We start from the raw sequence: 15977 nt of genomic DNA on the forward strand, positions 1-15977 counted from the left end.
CAACGTAGCATTGAGGTCTAATAAGACTAACACAATACAAAACTGTCGGTAGTTTCAAGTAATAGACCATCAATCACAGATAAAGTGATGAGCAATCGCTGTGATTGATGGAAATTGAGTTAAAGGTTAGAAGCTTTAGATTGCTTATTTATCTATACGAGTGAATGGCGTTGCTTTCCATTCATCATTTTTTACTTTATCGCCTGGAGTGTACATTCGAAGCACCGCGTACCATCCGTGGTCTGGAATCGGTAAAAAGTTCTCGTTATCTGCTTGCCCTTCGGTATTTGAGCTCATGAAAATAGTATATGTGCCATCAGCATTTGGAGTGAGAGTACGATCGCCTCGAGAATGACGGTTCATGTCGTTCTTTTCCATAAATCGTGTCTCAGCACTATAAGCTGTATATGACCAAAATCCGCCTTTTTCGATGTCAGGCGCTTCGAAAGTCACCGTGTAATCGTATTTACTACCATCAAGAGCATCACCTTGGCTATCGACATAGTCAGCGCCATACATTGTATGTTCAGCAGGTAGCCCCCATTGACCCATGTAAGTGCCAAAGGCGTGCTGGAAGCTTGGCACTACTGTCATCTCTTCACGAGTACCCAGAATGTCGCGAGAGTCATCGAAACCTGCGTTACTTATGTGATCAAGTCCTTGTTGTCGTGCAAGCTCAATCATGTTCTGTTCTTGGTCAGTAAAGGTCGTGCCAACTGGTGCGCCTAGCTTGAGCTTAGCGAAGTCGCTCAATAATTTTGCATCGTGGTCTCGCATTGTGCCTTCAGCCAAAACGAAGTTTGTTCGCTCAACCCAATTGGTGGTTTCTGGATTTGGATAGTTACGCTCTACTTGTTTCGGGCCTTTTGTTCCTAAGAACTCAGAGAGCGTACGAATGGTCCAATGGTCCATTAACGCTTGGGCTTTCGCTGAATCATCGCCACCTAAGTCCATAATACGGCCCATCATTTTCACCAGAGGATGCTCTACGTATATAACTTGATCAACACTCGCGGGCACATCACCTTGCCAACCTTCAACGGCATACATGAAGGTTCCACCTTTAGTACCGCGCTGAGGAGAGCCAAACGCAGAGTCAGTAAAGTGCTGCATGTTCATAGTATGGAACAACCAGTAACGATTCTCGTCATGATCAGGGATTGTAATGATCACTGGTTCAGCGGCTAGATCCATCCAGCCCATTAAGTGCAAAGTGTCGTTATTGATGGTTGGATGAGAGGTGTAGGTGTCATCAGCCAAAACGCGAATATTTTGGAAGCGGTTCAAAGGGTAGTCGGCTTCCACTACTGTTTCGTAGAAGTACTTATAAGCTTCATCAATACTGTATGCGTATTCGTAAGCGAGTTGCTCAAGCTTTTGTGTATCGTGTTGTTGAATGGCTGTGTTTGCTTGCGTGACGCGTATTGTGTCCGACGAATTCCCCGCGATGGCAGGGGAAATAAATAAGGCGCTGGTTAAAGCGAGTGCGATAAAAGATTTTTTCATTCTCTTGACTCTCGTTGTTGTGATTTTGAAAGAGTACACGCTCAGTTATTTATCTTAAATGGTATTTATTGGTTTTAATTAATATCAAAATTGGTATTAATAAGTGTAAACAAGTGAATCATGTATCAGCATTACGGTGTTATTTTAAATTGATGGAAACCTGTTTGTGACGTAAGGGATTAGAGTTGGTAGTTGAACTCAATACGTTGGTCACCATCAGAGAAATCGGTGTTTTCTGTCCAGTTTGCGAAGTAACGAACATTGAAACGAGGTGTAAATTGGTAAGAAACTGATAACTCATGAGTGAAGACACTGTCTGAGTTTTCCATTCCGTATTGGGTGAATTCGTCAGAGCCGGAAAGCGTAGTCATCCACATTGGGTTGTAGTTAATCCAAATGTTATCGGTGACTTCAAACTTAGTGTAAGTACCCACTACTGCAAACGTACCTGGGAAGCTATAGCCTCCAACAGCATCGCCATTCTCGTCGAAGCTGTTACCAAATGCAGTCCCTACCCCAGCTAATGGATATAGGTTAAGTCGTCCAAATTTAGGCAAAGCCTGAATGAAACTGTAGGAAGCAGTACCAGATTCGCTATTGAAATCGTAGTTAAGATCGATCTGATTGGCGCGACCGGTGAGAGTGTTTACAGAGAAGTTGCGATAGCGAACGGAGTCGATGGAATCATTTACAGGACGTTGATCGTCATCAGCCCATCCAAGGGTTTCACCACCAATGCCTTTAACCTCGAACACGTTCATACCGGCGTGGTTTTCTTTTCCTGTATCGTAGGTTTGTCCTATTTTCAGGTTAATACCTTTGTCGGTGATCCCTGCACCCACCTGAGTAAATACCGCCAACGGATCTGACATATCTTCAACTTCGCTTACGTCATTCGCTAAAGCGTTGAAGGAATATATCAGAGGGATAGTGAGTAAAAGGTAAGTGTTTTTTTTCATAGTAGACCTATTGTCATAAACCACGTTTATTGAACCTAAGTGGTTACTCTGTGGCTGAATTAATGGATGACGGGAGGTTAACTATTTTGACTTGATGCCGCTATGCTATTGATTGGGTAGGGTTTATATCGAATTTGGTATAAATTCAAGGGGTGTGTGGAGAGATTCGATAAGTACTTGTTTCAGATGCGGTTTCTTGTTTTATCCGATGATTTTCGTTAATGCTTGGCTGTACCAATAATTCGACCGGATAAAATATAAACGGTCAAATCGAGCCTCTACATTAAATAAAATAGGTATGAGAGTTATCCGCTACCTTTTTCTCGGACGCTTTTCTACCAAGCCATTGCGTTCTAAGCCGCGTCTTACACTGCTGCATAGTTTGCCAAAACGGCGAAGTTCTTCGAAGTTTGGTCCTTGGCCGATTGAAATACTGTGTTCCCAGTACATCAACTCACTGTCGACCATCTCTAGCAGCTTCTTAGAGCAACCCGAGCAGTTTCCTTTTGGCCCACAGATAAACGTCTCCGACTCGTAAAGAGGGAGTTCGTTTTTAACTTCTTCAATCAGATTGAGCATTGCCGAGTTTAAGTCTGGCTTTTTGTCTGATAGTGGTTTCAAGCTTAGTGTTTGCGAAGCGATCACGGGAGAAGTAGCTGTGTTGGGGTGTATATTCAAAGCAGCTGATGACATATCAAAGGCCTCAAGGAAAGAAGAAGAGGCGAATGCTACTCGTCACAAGAAAGTGAACCTTGATGTAGTGCAATAAGCGTGGAGATATACCCAAAAGAGGTAGGAGCCACAAGCGGTTGTGACTCCTTTTTTCACAGCTTGGTACTAATGAGAGGTTTAAAACTCAGCGTCGAACTGAAACTCCATCCATTCCTTGGTCACAGGGTGGTGCAGCGCGAGTCTTTCTGCGTGTAGGTGCAGTCGGTCAGCTTTATTGCCATATAGGCCATCACCGACGATAGGCATGTTAAGGCCTTCTTCGTGTGAACAGTGAACACGTAATTGGTGTGTGCGGCCCGTTTTCGGGTGCAGATAAACCTTTGTTGTGTCTTGGTTTCGCTCAATCACTTCCCACTTCGTTTCAGCTGGCTTGCCGTGTTCGAAGCAGACAATCTGACGTGGACGATCGTATAAGTCACCACGCAGCGGTAAGCGAACATAACCTTCATCTTGCTCTAGAACGCCTTCGATCATTGCTACGTATCGCTTCTCAACTTCACGAGTAATGAATTGCTTCTGCAGGCTTTTGTTCGCACGTCGTGTAAGAGCAAATATCAAAATTCCAGAGGTCGCCATATCCAAACGGTGGATAACAAATGGCCCTTCAACATCTTGGTGCATTTCTTGAACGCGTGTGTAAGCAGAGTCTTTAATTGTTTTGCCCGGAACAGATAGAAAACCTGCTGGCTTATGTACCACCACGATGTGCTCATCTTGGAACAGGATGTCGAGATCTTTACCTTCTGCTGGGTTTTCTAGTAATGGGTTGGGATCGACTTCTAAGCCTTTCATCATGTGACCTAAAATCGGTACACACTTACTTTGGCAAGAGGCGTAGTATTTCTTGTGTTTACGGATCTCCGATTTCGGTGAACGACCCCACCAAAATTCAGCCAGTGCCAATGGTGTGTAACCGTTTAAATACGCGTATTGCAAAAGCTTGGGTGCTGCACACTCGCCAGAACCTGCTGGTGGTATTTTGTTTGGCGTGTCTTCAAAGATCTGGTTGAGATCCTCAATGTTACCTTCCGCATTTTGGAAAGCGTATTGTGAAAACAGTTTATGCTGAAGCTGATGAGAAAGGTGTGCTCTTTGCTCTTTGAGTTCAGCTAATTGATTAGTGAATATATCAACTTTGATTTGTAACTCATTTAGGATCTGTTCCCAGTTGAGCTTAAGATATTTCTGCTGATTCTTGTCGGCAACACTAGCTTTGTTTAACTCATTATTCAGTTGTTCGAAAGCTTGCTCATCAAGGTTCTCTTTACCTTGTTCGCGTCGTTCTTTACGTGTTTTTCGGCCTTCAATAATCAATAGGCGTTGAGCTTCGATCTCTTGCTCGGCTTGTGCTTTCTGTTGTGCCAGTTGTTCGCACAATTCGAGGTATTCAGCGTTTGCTTGCAGCGCTTTAAACTCAGCGTTTACAGCCATCATATCGGCCGTATCTTGATGAAAAAAGCTGTCGCTGCTCAGCATGTCGAATACGGGCGGCACAAAGTGAGGCAGTAGGTTTTGGTCGGCGATTTTTCCAGAGAAAGCAGAGAAGTAACCAAGCTCACCTTCAGGGCTTTTCACCAGTAACACACCAAACATTTTGCCACGGCCTGCGTCAGAATCCAGTCCGAAGTCATGCTGCCAATCGGTTTGCGTTTCTAGATACTGTTGAAGCTGATGAGAGGCAATTTCACACAGTGGATGCGGTTCATAATAGAACGGGAATGTGAAACGCTCAGGCAACGAATATGACTCGATCGGCTGTTGAAAACGAGTGAAGCAATGCTCAGGTGTGTGGTTGTTTTCTGAGTCGTGCGTTGGTTTTGATGAGTGCATAGTCGTATTAATACTTATATCGTGGTGATAAATGGTTGTGAGTCTACTGTGTATGTTTAAAGGTTTTAAACACACTACAAGGCGGCGATTCTACTCTTTATCGAAAAGCGCCTCAAATAAGAAATGGTTCTATTACTGGGTAGCTAAGCGAGATGGTTAACACTGAACTCATGAGTTTTGGCTTGAACTTCATTAATTGATGAGTAACTTCTCGTTTTTAATCATAGAAGGTAACTTCACAAACGAAGGGTGGTAGCCTTGCCGCCCTCTTGTTCAACCTAAGGTAACGTTATGATTCCACTCAATACTTCGATTGTCTCCGGTGTCGCTATTTCAGAGATCGACGGACAAATGAAAATGCTACTAATGAAGCGTGTGAAGGGCGAGTTTTGGTGCCATGTCGCAGGCTCGATTGAAGCAGGTGAAACAGGCTGGCAGGCTATCGTGCGCGAGTTTGAAGAAGAGACCCAAATTAAAGTGGAAGCTTTGTATAACGCGCAGTTTCTGGAGCAGTTTTACGAGGCTCACGTGAATGTGATTCAGCTAATCCCTGTGTTTGCGGTGCTATGCCCACCCAACCAAGCGATTGAACTGAATGACGAACATACAGAGTACCGCTGGTGCGATTTAGAGGAAGCGAAAGCACTTGCGCCGTTCCCCAACCAACATGCCGTCTACGATCATATTTGGTCATACTTTGTCGATAAGCCAGTTAATCCGCTTTATCGAGTGAAATTGAACTAGCTCGATTTAGTCAATGGCTTTAGCTTTTGAATTCGACTGTTAGTTAACTGTGGCTAATCGTTAACTTCGGCCAATGGGTTAGCCAGTTCTTGGATTGGACTCTTTGATCAAACACGTCTCGGCTGCGATTGGGGTTGGGTGTGATTTGCAAATCAAACAAACTCTCTAAGCCAAAAGACGAAATACACTCGATTTCCCCTGTCAGGCTTTGCTTTACGGCGACTGCTGTTTCTTTCTCTGGCCAGTAACTCATCGCATCCAATGAGCTTTGGTAAGGTTCATCCCCATTTCTGGCGTGCATGCAGGCTTGATTGCGAACTTGCCAATTCAGTTCGGGTAACCTTTGTTTAAGCTGAGCCTCGTATCGAAGATCCGATTCGTAAGAGGTATCGCAGGGATCAAAGTAGATCACATCAATATCATTGAGTGGAGTCGGGGAGGCATAGCCATGTAGGTGATCCCAAACGAGGTTTCTCACAAAGCCCGCAGCAACATAGCACTGCGGAAAATCCAGCTGAGCGACACAGTCTAAAACCTGTATTCGTAAGGGATCTTGTTTGATCAATGTGATGATACGGTTGGCTAGCGGGTCAATCATTATGATGTAGGAACATCGGTGATTTGGTAGTGACGTTTTGCGTTCTTCGAAATGTCACCCCACTCAGAAGCTTTGACTCGCAGTTGGTGCGCTTCGAATGCTTCTCGGCTAGTGAATTCTTCATACACTTCAAAGCGATTAGGTTGAAGTGAACTTTGGCTTACTCGAAATACAATACAGCCAGGTTCTTCCAGTGTCAGCTCTTTGTGGACAACCAAGGCTTGTGTGACGGCTTCTAGGTCGTTGTCTGGCACTAGAATATGCCCTTGCAGAATTACTTTACTCATAATTACGTCCATTTAATTTTATTCACTACTGCTTTATTCTATAAAAAGCCCTATCCGTTACAAACATAATCCCATTTTGATGTTGTGACGTATAGGCTGATGTGGCGATTATACGTCACATTGAATATAGTATTGGTTACGGCGTAACTTTAGGGGCGATGTGAGCAATAAAAAATAAGACGTTGGAACTAAATCCGTGTTAGTCCGGTCTATTAAATCAGTATCATTGAACTGTATTGATACTGAAATGAATTTGTCATCTTAGAGAACTAACCTTAATTTCGAACAGCGGCTCATAGGATTGAACTGAGTCATAGTTGATAACTAGGTCATACTTTGATGTAAATGGTACTCGAAACTCTATAAATTTTGTGACTTGTATCATTGAACTAGCCATCAAACACCGTTAGATTCGAATGGTTGGCAATAAAAATAGCTCATGAAGAGCAGTTAAAGAAAAGGAAATATCCCTTATGAAAAAAATGAGAAGAGCACAGCTTCATCGCGTTCGCATCCAATACTGGAAAGACACAGCGAAAGAAGCTTCAAAGAAATAAGCTTTAAATCGTAAAGCTTTAAAACAAAAAGCTGAAAAGCTTAATCAAATGTAAAACGCAACAAATCGATTTCATTAGCACTCTCAAGGACCTTCATCTGGTCGGCGACTAAAGAAATCATTCTCCAAAGAGCTGACAGGCATTAACAACAATGCAATTCAATGTCAGCTCATTAATACCTCCTCTTAGATTCTCTTGTTTCTTCACTCTGTTACTCCCAACTAAGATCCTTTGTCCTTGTTTCCCATTCCTGTATCGCAAAGTCGTGATCAAAAAAGCTCCCGATTTCTCAGAAGCTTTGATTTAGATTTTGATATCTGATTTGGTTACCCGTTTAGGTTTCAGAATAAGTGACTCTATCGTTGGAACAGCGTCTTCAAACTGACATCATCGGTTCGGTTCAGCTTTAGGCTCAGCAGATAGCCGCCAACACCAATCAGTACATAAATACCCAAAGACAAAACCGGCGCTTCTGCGATCGCGCTGAATGGGTTGCTTGCCGTTAGTACCTTTATTGGTAGTGATGCGATGAGAGAGAAGAAGTCATTGATGCCATAGAATCCAAATACGGCGACCGAGAGTAACTTAATCGCATAGCTTGAGATGAAAATGACAAGCAATGGAGAGTTCACCAGTTGTGAAATCGCCAGAGTAACCGTTGCTAATGGCAGCAGAACTAACGCAATTAACATCATTCGTCCAAAGAACACCCACCAATTGCTCAGCACATAAAACAGTGATTGCTGCTCTACTATCAATGCCAATTGTTGTTCGCTTGAAACGTTCAGTACCCAAAACAAGAAGTCAGCGAATAGAACTAATAGCGCGCAGATAGCCGGAATAACCACTAGACCGAAGCCTAGCTTCACGCCGTGAGTCATGGCATTGGATACTGGCATACTTCTCCAAAACATCGAACTGCCTTCTTGGCGCTCTTTACGCAGTGTTTTAGGGATGTAAAGCGTCGAAAGTATCAGTGAAATAAGGCCAGCGCCAAAGTAGATCACTGAGTTGAGGTCTTGTGCGAACTCTCTATGGATATCGCTCACGTCACCATTCACTTGCATTTCAAAGAAAAACTCATGTTGCGCTGCGCCATTGAAAAACAGACTAACGAACAGTAAGAAACCACATAACGCGACAAACAGAGGCAATCGAGTGTTAATTTTGTGCTCGATCAGTTCTTTTTCTAGCATGTAAAAACTTGGATGCATTATGCCTTCTCCGTCTGTGTTGCAAGGAATAGGTCTGCGAGACCAACGTTGTAGATGTTACCCAATGATTCAACTTGCGCTTTGTATTGGCCTTCCAATAACCACTTAGTGGTTCCTAGCCCAGGCTGTGAGGTCAGTGGGTTGAGTTTCTGGATTTCGCTTGAATGGTTGTTTGCGACATCGATAATGAAATAGTCGCTCTCTATGTCTTCCATGCTCTTTTGCAGCACACAATGGCCTTGTTTCAGAATCAATACATCCGTTAATAGGTGTTCAATTTCTGAAACCTCATGGCTAGCGATGATCATCGCGCGTTCACCGTCGTGGAACCACTCTAGTAGATGGCGATAAAAAGTATCGCGGTACAGCAAATCTAAGCCCAGTGTCGGCTCATCTAAGATCAACACTTGAGTGTCAGTCGCGATAATGATTGCAAGGTGAAGCTGTACCTTCATCCCTTTAGAAAGCTGTTTGATCGTTGAAGACAGCTTAATGTTGGTGCTACTTAACGTCTGTTCTGCTTTTTGCTTGTTGAAGCTTGGGTGAACGCCTTGGGTGTATCGAAGCAGTTGCTTTACTGTCATCCACTCTGGTAACACGTTAACATCTGAGATGTACGACAAGTGCAGCATGAGTTCTGCATGCTGGTGGATAGGGTGGTAGCCGTTTACTTCAATCTCACCTTGATAGTTGTGCCCACCAAGCAGTGATTTGATCAGAGTCGATTTACCCGCGCCATTGTGGCCAAGCAGACCAAGTACTTGCCCTGGCTTTAACTCAAAGCTGATGTTCTCGACACCCACTTGATTTGAATAGGTTTTAGTTACGTTTTTCACGGAAAGTAAAGTACTCATGACTTGTCCTTTATATGTTGTGCTAGCTGTTTCACGAGTTCTTCGACACTCATATCAATGATGCCTAGCGTCTCAGCGATGGCTGGGATCTGTGTGTTGATGAATGATTGGTGTGCAGACTCTTTCAATTTTTGAAGCGCCCCTTCAGACACATACATGCCTTGGCCGCGTTTTTTCTCTACCAAGCCTTCATCCACCAGTAACTGATAGCTTTTCATGACAGTAAGGTGATTGATCTTGAGATCGGCAGCAACCACGCGCACAGAGGGCAATGCTTGTTGTTCTAACCAAACACCTTGAAGAATTTGGTCACTGATCTTGGCGGCAAGCTGCCTAAAGATCGGTTGGTCGTCTTTCCATTCGGTCATAATTAAAATTGCATGGTGATATACATGTGTATAACACTATCCTTTTTATTCGAATTGGCAAGGATTTTATGAAAATGGATTGGATATATTTATATTTGGATAAAGCATGTTTGGTGGGGAGGGGACTTGAGGCCTACGTCCTTGTGGGCTCTCAAGTCGTTGTATGATCAATGGCAATTAAATAAGAAAAGGGGCTCATCGATATTTAAATGGGGTAGGAGATCATTACTCCTCCGAGTGACTAGGTCTACTTACAGATAGCCTTGATTCAAGTTGTAGCCCAACGGATACAAGGTGTATTACTGCCTGCGCGTTTCTGCACCTTCATAAATCATCGTAATGTTTGATAAGTAAACCTTTATGATTCAGGTTCCCTAATAGACAAAAACCGGCTTTCGACTTCATCTGGTGGGATAGGTTTGCTGAACAAGAATCCTTGTAAATATTGATATCCGCAACTGGTTAAAAAATCTTTTTGCGTTTCGGTCTCGACACCTTCTGCAACCAGTTTTAGCCCTAATTTGTCACAGATAGCATAGGTGGCTTGGACAATCGCTTCGCTCCCTTTATAGGTGCCATGGACGAAGCTTTTATCTAGCTTAACGGTACTAATTGGCAAGTCATGTAACATAGATAGTGAGGAGTAGCCAGTGCCGAAGTCGTCAAGGTGTAGCTCAACGCCTAGCGCTGAAATATCGTCTAATGCTTGTCTTACTTCACCGTGTTTGAAGATCATTGAGGATTCAGTGATCTCAAGGGCGATACTTTTAGGTTGTATGTTGTAGAAGTTGAGCATTGCCGATAGTTGCTCGGCAAAAGTAGTGTGCATCTGAATACACGAGATATTGATGCTCATTACCAATTCGTCATCAAATTCTCGGTGCCATATCGACAGTTGCTTAAGTGCAGAATTAAGGACCCACTTTCCTAGTGGAACTATCTGTCCGGTTTCTTCCGCTAGGCTAATAAATTCATCAGGCTTGATGTTGCCAAGATCTTTATCCGACCATCTTAGTAAGGCTTCAAACCCTTTAACTTTATTGCTATTGGTGTCCATTATCGGTTGGTAATGAAGATTGAGGTCATCACCTTCTAGTGCCAGAGTTAACCTATGGCGTATCTCTATTTGCCGATGCAGAATCTGCGCTAAATTTGGAGTAAAGGTTTGGAAGCGGTTCCGACCATTGGCTTTGGCTACATGCATCGCCATTCCGGCCTGCTTTAACAATGATTCTTTATCCGTGGCATTATCTGGAAAATGAGCAGAACCGATGCTGCAACCTACAGATAAGGTGCCAATTCCTTTTATTTGGAAGCTTTTGTTCAAAGAATCGATAATGCGAGAACAGAGTAACGGGATATTTTGATTTTTTCGGGCGTGAGCAATAACGATGAACTCATCACCACCAAAGCGACCAATTGTGCATGTTTCGTCGAGGATCTGTTTAAGACGCTTGCCAACTTTTTTGAGTAGTTGGTCACCAACACTATGCCCATAAGTGTCATTCACCAACTTAAAGCCATCAAGGTCCACAAACATCAATTCAAAGGGCGATCGACAGGCAATACTCGATTCGAGCCTTTTGGTGATCCCGCGGCGGTTGTAGAGCTCAGTGAGACAGTCGTGCTCGGCGTTATATCGGGCTTTAATCAGCTTTTCTTTTTGCTTGGTGGTACAGGTCAGGTTTAACAGCAGTTCATTCTTGTCAAATAGCCACTTTCCATGAACATCGAAGTGATGAGTTTTATTCTCAATTTTACAGCTGACTTCTTCCAAAATGTCGCGCCCGTTTCGAGCGGAAAACAGCCATTGGTCTGCAATTTCTTCGCTTGAAACAAAGTCGGACAGGCAACTAAACGGTGAGCCGTAGTTTTTAGAAAAAGCTGAGTTAGCACTCACTACGCCTCCCTCTTTGTTGAATAAAAGAGAGAGGTTGGAACCATCAGAGTATGTGAGATCGCGTTTTAAGCTCTCTTCTTCTGCGATGACTTGCGCTAGCATCCCTGTTCGGCCATCGGGTAATGGGATTCCAGAGAAAAGACATAGTGCGCGTTTAGAAATGTATTTTGGGGTGAAGTTCCACCAAGTCTTTACACTTTGATTTCGCTGAAATTGTCTTTGATATTCTTCAAGCGTTGCTTCGATCGCTTTCGACATTTCAACACCTAAATCGCGTGAGGTCAGTTCAAATAGAGATTCAGACTCCCAAAGAGGGAGGGCACTGCTGTTTGCCCAGGTTATTCGCTTATTATCAATGTCATATATCCAGATAGGACATTTTAGATATTCGAAAGGTTGGTAACTGGTCATCATATTGAACTCGAGAGACTCATACTTTGGTTGATTTACCGATACCGGGCTTATGCTTCGGTAGATCGTTTAGCAAATTGAACACGAACTTTTAACTGCAACGAGGAAGTTGTGTTAAAGAAAAATAAAGTGCTTAAAACAGCGTTTAAAGGCTTAGTGAACGGATGATTTTGGTCACTTTTCCTTCAGAGGTGCTTTCGATGACATAACCTTTCTTGTCACCAAAAATCTCACCGTTGATGAAGTGCCAACCATATGAATTCTTGATTATTTCTTTCGGGAAGCGATCGTCAAACATTGAATTATTTGTGTATACCGTCTCAATTGCTTCAAATAATAATTGGGCTTGATCTTGGTTAGTGACGATGAAGTCTTCTTTCAGGCACATTGTTAATTCTGGAAGGGGTTGAGTAGTGAAAGGTTCAGTCATCGCGCCGACTACCCCATTATGTGAATAAAAACGATATGAACCAGAGCTGCTTTCGCTGCCATCTGGAGATTTAATGCTTGGGGTTGTTAGGTAGAAATTACAGTTGAAGACCATCTTTTGGATAATACTATTTTGTGGTGTAACTTGAATATCTATCCAAGAGCTTACTTGCGCTTTGATTTGATTCATCACCTCATGTTTATTAGGAGCAGCGGTGACTCGTGTTGCCAACAAAGCGGTTATGGTCAGTAACATTAAAAGCGATTTATTCATCTTTAAGTGGCCTTGTGACAAAGTGACTTTTGTTTAATCAGTAAGTCACCGTTGTTTATTATTGGAGTGAATGATTAGCCGAATAAATGTTACTTGAAGAAGACTTTACTTAATAGAGGGGAGAGAGCTTGATAATGGAACATGCTATTTGATGGGTTAAGTAATCGTTTTCTTCAATTTTTTAGAATACGATCGCGGTTTTAAAATCTGTCATTTTGTTGATTTGAAGTGTTACTAACTATTGTGTTATTAATGTTTAGCAAGTTGATTTGAATGAATTTTGTAAATTCTTTTAATGTAAGCGTGCGTAAGAAGGTAAGCAAATGTAAGCGTTCAAGAGTCTAAGTCCTTTCGATTTTGACTAAAAATCAATCAATAAGTGAGCATTTTTGTTGATGAACGATGGTTTGTAAACGTGTATGTACAAAAACGATTAATATGTTTTGCGTACGGTAAGTGGGTGACTTTAATAACAATATTGATGATATATGAACAGTATATATACTGCCCTCGCTTTTAATAAATGCTGGTGATAGAAATGTCGAAAACCAAAGTACTGATTGTCGAAGATGACCAGGCGATAGCGCGTTTAACTACGCTTTACCTCGAAGCTGAAGGTTACAATGTTAGCGTTGTTCATGAGGGAGATTTGGCAATTGAAGCGATCCGCAATATTGAACCCGATCTCGTTCTTTTGGACTTGATGCTTCCGGGGTTGAGCGGTGCACAGATTTGCCGACAGGCTCGTGAATTTTACAATGGAATTATCTTAGTATTGACGGCCTCTGCCGATGAAATGAGTGAAGTCAGTCTGTTTAAGTTTGGTGCGGATGATTACGTTGCAAAGCCCATTCGTGGTCACGCTTTATTGGCGCGAATTGAAGCACTGTTGCGTCGAGCTGCCCCTGTTACTGTTGAACCTGACGCGACTGTTGAAAAGCAAGGTGAAATTGTGATCAACAGTACAGCTCAAAGTGCTACGTTATATGGACAGAACCTTAAGCTTACTTCTGCTGAATTTGAAATCTTAAATCTTCTTGTTAGTAACATCTGTCAAGTTGTTACTCGAGATCAATGTTGCCAGCTATTTAGAGGCATTGATTACGCATTCAACGACCGCTCTATAGATATGCGCGTTTCAGGGTTACGCCGAAAGCTGCGTATACACGCGCAAGACAAACAATTGATCCGTACGGTTCGCAATAAGGGGTATATGCTGGTTGTATAAGTCTATTGCTGTGAAACTTAAATCCGTTTCTATGTTTACTCGTTTATACCTTGGGATCGTGACTGGGATGTCGGCAACGATATTTTTGTTTTGGAACCTTGGTGAAGGGCACATGCGGCGAACCCAGATCGAAATATTCCTTAATGATGGAATCTACTTTTCTGAGCAGTATGTTCGTCAACACAACCGAGAAAATTCACTATATAAAGAACTCGACAGAACAGGCTACCAGCAATTTTATATTTTCAATTTACGCCTGTTGGAGAATTGGTCGGGAGAGGCTCCGTGCCAACGATGCGAGTTATTTACCACCTTGAATGGTGTACCGGTATACCTAAGTGAAAATAATCTCTATTCGGCAGTATTTCAGCTACCCAATTCTAGGTTTAGCTTTGCGTTCAGTGAGGTAGGCGATTTCTTCTCACCAGAAATTGAATGGTATGAAGATTCAGAAAGAAACTTTCTTATTGGGCTTTTGTTGGCCGTTATCTTCGCTATTGGCGCAAGTGTTTACTTACCTGTGAGGCGTTTTCAAGAAAGAATAGAGTTACTTGTTGAGAAACAGAAGCAGTTTGGTAGAGGGAAGCTGAGTACTCGCTCTGAGGTAGATGATATACACCCAGTATCTGAGCTAGCCAAAAGTTTCAATTTCATGGCTGAGGAGATTGAGAGCAAAGTAAAACAAAGTCATATATTTGCTCAAGCGATTCCACATGAAGTTCGTACACCGCTAAGCCGTATTCAATTGGCGACGGATCTCTTAAGGCGAGAAGCACCAGAGCATCATCAGGTTTTTTTCGATGATATTGATACCTACATCGGGGATATCAACGACCTCACGTCAGAAATTATCATGCTGTCGAAATTGAATGTCATGGACAACTCTTTCTTCGAGCTTGTTAAAGTGAAAGCTGACCTTCGCGAGTATTGTTTAGATAGAATCCGTTACTCGGAGTTAGACAATGTTATTTTTGAGTCCAAAGTAAAGCTAGAGTGCAAAATTAAGTGTGATTGCTCGATGGCGCGTTTGGTTTTTGATAACGTGATTAAGAACGCTGGGAATTACACACAAGACAAAGTCTGGGTAACTCTGGACGAGAACTCAGAAAATTGGCTGGTTCTGATTGAAGACAATGGCTCTGGGATACCGGAGGACAGGCGTGAAGAAGTATTCCTTCCGTTTTCTCGCTTAGATTCTAGCAGAGCATCAGCAACTGGTGGGTTAGGGTTAGGTCTAGCGATAGCGATTTCAGCGGCTAAAAAGCTTTCTTGGGACATTCGGATCTGCGATAGCAATCGCGGTGGTGCTAAGTTCTGTATCTTGATTCCAAAGACCGCGTAAATTGGTTCTATAAAGGGCTTGCTAAGCTCGTGAAAAATGAAAGCCACGGTTGAATGCCGTGGCTTATTATTATCATTCACTTACCGATGAGCAAAACTTACTAAGTAAAAACTCAGGCCTAAGTGTTGTTGCCGCTTAAACGATGCAGGCCATAAATAGCATGGTCTACGATACGACCATTCAAGTTCTCATTGCGAGTAATGATATCTTCTAATGTGAAATGTAAGCGCTCACAAACCTTTCGACTGCTCTGATTGCCAGTTGCAGCTGATATTTCGACCTTTTCCATGTCTAACTCATTGAAAGCAATATCAATGAGCTTCTCAACTACGCGTGTAACGATCCCGTTACCTTGGTAAGTCTCAGACAACCAATAGCCTATCGTGACTTTCTGTTTGCTGTGGTCAATGGTGTTAAAGCTACAGTTACCGACGATATTGCCTTTATACACTATCGCACAGGTCATGCTTTTGCCTTCCGCGTAATCATGTAGCGATCGCTGGATGAAGATCCTAAAGTCCTGCTCAGTTTGACAATGTGGCGGCCAAGCTAGCCATTGGCTTAGATACTCATTCTGACTTTGTGAAATTTCCGCGTAATGAGAAGCAAAGTTCTCTTCAACCAGAGCTATGGATAACTCTTCATCGATAACTGTTTTAAACATGTTTTCCCTTTTCTTTTGGCTGATGATTTTAGTGTCTTTTTGGTCGGCGGGTAATAATGTCGCACAATTTTTAATATGCA

Annotated in this window: 15 protein-coding genes; 3 read left to right on the plus strand and 12 right to left on the minus strand. The window is 42.7% G+C overall.

All coding sequences use genetic code 11. The annotated features are described in order from the left end of the window. Positions 1-144: 144 nt before the first annotated feature. The 4 genes from OCV44_RS18625 to OCV44_RS18640 form a co-directional block, all read right to left on the minus strand. Positions 145-1506, minus strand: a complete 1362-nt coding sequence (locus OCV44_RS18625; RefSeq protein ID WP_139685320.1) for a DUF1254 domain-containing protein — start codon at positions 1504-1506, stop codon at positions 145-147. A 179-nt stretch (positions 1507-1685) separates the two neighbouring features. Continuing rightward, positions 1686-2465: a hypothetical protein gene (locus OCV44_RS18630; RefSeq protein WP_139685321.1), complete on the minus strand. Its 780-nt coding sequence runs from the start codon at positions 2463-2465 to the stop codon at positions 1686-1688. A 312-nt stretch (positions 2466-2777) separates the two neighbouring features. Next, positions 2778-3158, minus strand: a complete 381-nt coding sequence (locus tag OCV44_RS18635; protein WP_139685322.1) for a hypothetical protein — start codon at positions 3156-3158, stop codon at positions 2778-2780. Positions 3159-3314: 156 nt separating this feature from the next. Next, positions 3315-5027, minus strand: a complete 1713-nt coding sequence (locus OCV44_RS18640; RefSeq protein ID WP_139685323.1) for an RluA family pseudouridine synthase — start codon at positions 5025-5027, stop codon at positions 3315-3317. A 291-nt stretch (positions 5028-5318) separates the two neighbouring features. On the opposite strand from OCV44_RS18640, the gene OCV44_RS18645 reads away from it, so the two are divergent. After that, on the plus strand, positions 5319-5771 hold the full coding sequence (locus OCV44_RS18645; RefSeq protein ID WP_029405607.1) for an NUDIX hydrolase: 453 nt from the start codon (positions 5319-5321) through the stop codon (positions 5769-5771). A 43-nt stretch (positions 5772-5814) separates the two neighbouring features. Here OCV44_RS18645 and OCV44_RS18650 read toward each other — a convergent pair whose 3' ends face one another. The 7 genes from OCV44_RS18650 to OCV44_RS18680 all read right to left on the minus strand — a co-directional run bounded on the left by OCV44_RS18650 (position 5815) and on the right by OCV44_RS18680 (position 12663). After that, positions 5815-6369 carry a nucleotidyltransferase family protein gene (locus OCV44_RS18650; RefSeq protein ID WP_139685324.1) on the minus strand — a complete coding sequence of 185 codons (555 nt, stop codon included), beginning with the start codon at positions 6367-6369 and terminating at the stop codon, positions 5815-5817. After that, entirely contained in the window at positions 6369-6656 is a 288-nt protein-coding gene (locus tag OCV44_RS18655; protein WP_139685325.1) for a putative quinol monooxygenase, read from the minus strand. Before OCV44_RS18655 ends, OCV44_RS18650 begins: the two co-directional genes overlap by 1 nt. 913 nt (positions 6657-7569) lie before the next feature. Continuing rightward, positions 7570-8427 (minus strand): hypothetical protein, encoded by an 858-nt coding sequence (locus OCV44_RS18660; protein WP_139685326.1) that lies wholly within the window; start codon positions 8425-8427, stop codon positions 7570-7572. Then, positions 8427-9281 carry an ABC transporter ATP-binding protein gene (locus OCV44_RS18665; protein ID WP_139685327.1) on the minus strand — a complete coding sequence of 285 codons (855 nt, stop codon included), beginning with the start codon at positions 9279-9281 and terminating at the stop codon, positions 8427-8429. The genes OCV44_RS18660 and OCV44_RS18665 overlap by 1 nt, the downstream gene beginning before the upstream one ends. Then, a complete protein-coding gene (locus tag OCV44_RS18670) occupies positions 9278-9649 on the minus strand; it encodes a GntR family transcriptional regulator (RefSeq protein WP_139685328.1) in 372 nt (123 codons plus the stop codon). Before OCV44_RS18670 ends, OCV44_RS18665 begins: the two co-directional genes overlap by 4 nt. A 358-nt stretch (positions 9650-10007) precedes the next feature. After that, positions 10008-11963, minus strand: coding sequence for a putative bifunctional diguanylate cyclase/phosphodiesterase (locus tag OCV44_RS18675; protein ID WP_246091782.1), 1956 nt, complete (start codon positions 11961-11963; stop codon positions 10008-10010). Between the two features lie 142 nt (positions 11964-12105). After that, positions 12106-12663, minus strand: coding sequence for a hypothetical protein (locus OCV44_RS18680; protein ID WP_139685330.1), 558 nt, complete (start codon positions 12661-12663; stop codon positions 12106-12108). Between the two features lie 538 nt (positions 12664-13201). On the opposite strand from OCV44_RS18680, the gene OCV44_RS18685 reads away from it, so the two are divergent. Continuing rightward, on the plus strand, positions 13202-13891 hold the full coding sequence (locus OCV44_RS18685) for a response regulator transcription factor (RefSeq protein WP_139685331.1): 690 nt from the start codon (positions 13202-13204) through the stop codon (positions 13889-13891). Further along, positions 13884-15233, plus strand: coding sequence for a sensor histidine kinase (locus OCV44_RS18690; RefSeq protein WP_139685332.1), 1350 nt, complete (start codon positions 13884-13886; stop codon positions 15231-15233). The genes OCV44_RS18685 and OCV44_RS18690 overlap by 8 nt, the downstream gene beginning before the upstream one ends. A gap of 118 nt (positions 15234-15351) precedes the next feature. On the opposite strand, the gene OCV44_RS18695 is transcribed toward OCV44_RS18690, so the two are convergent. Then, on the minus strand, positions 15352-15897 hold the full coding sequence (locus tag OCV44_RS18695) for a GNAT family N-acetyltransferase (protein WP_139685333.1): 546 nt from the start codon (positions 15895-15897) through the stop codon (positions 15352-15354). Between the last annotated feature and the right edge of the window lie 80 nt (positions 15898-15977).

This window comes from Vibrio tasmaniensis, assembly GCF_024347635.1.
In the GTDB taxonomy this organism is placed as follows: domain Bacteria; phylum Pseudomonadota; class Gammaproteobacteria; order Enterobacterales; family Vibrionaceae; genus Vibrio; species Vibrio tasmaniensis.

Coding starts and splice junctions, on each gene's coding strand:
- OCV44_RS18625 (WP_139685320.1), bottom strand. CDS start 1,506: ATGAAAAAATCTTTTATCGCACTCGCTTTAACCAGCGCCTTATTTATT.
- OCV44_RS18630 (WP_139685321.1), bottom strand. CDS start 2,465: ATGAAAAAAAACACTTACCTTTTACTCACTATCCCTCTGATATATTCC.
- OCV44_RS18635 (WP_139685322.1), bottom strand. CDS start 3,158: ATGTCATCAGCTGCTTTGAATATACACCCCAACACAGCTACTTCTCCC.
- OCV44_RS18640 (WP_139685323.1), bottom strand. CDS start 5,027: ATGCACTCATCAAAACCAACGCACGACTCAGAAAACAACCACACACCT.
- OCV44_RS18645 (WP_029405607.1), top strand. CDS start 5,319: ATGATTCCACTCAATACTTCGATTGTCTCCGGTGTCGCTATTTCAGAG.
- OCV44_RS18650 (WP_139685324.1), bottom strand. CDS start 6,369: ATGATTGACCCGCTAGCCAACCGTATCATCACATTGATCAAACAAGAT.
- OCV44_RS18655 (WP_139685325.1), bottom strand. CDS start 6,656: ATGAGTAAAGTAATTCTGCAAGGGCATATTCTAGTGCCAGACAACGAC.
- OCV44_RS18660 (WP_139685326.1), bottom strand. CDS start 8,427: ATGCATCCAAGTTTTTACATGCTAGAAAAAGAACTGATCGAGCACAAA.
- OCV44_RS18665 (WP_139685327.1), bottom strand. CDS start 9,281: ATGAGTACTTTACTTTCCGTGAAAAACGTAACTAAAACCTATTCAAAT.
- OCV44_RS18670 (WP_139685328.1), bottom strand. CDS start 9,649: ATGACCGAATGGAAAGACGACCAACCGATCTTTAGGCAGCTTGCCGCC.
- OCV44_RS18675 (WP_246091782.1), bottom strand. CDS start 11,963: ATGATGACCAGTTACCAACCTTTCGAATATCTAAAATGTCCTATCTGG.
- OCV44_RS18680 (WP_139685330.1), bottom strand. CDS start 12,663: ATGAATAAATCGCTTTTAATGTTACTGACCATAACCGCTTTGTTGGCA.
- OCV44_RS18685 (WP_139685331.1), top strand. CDS start 13,202: ATGTCGAAAACCAAAGTACTGATTGTCGAAGATGACCAGGCGATAGCG.
- OCV44_RS18695 (WP_139685333.1), bottom strand. CDS start 15,897: ATGTTTAAAACAGTTATCGATGAAGAGTTATCCATAGCTCTGGTTGAA.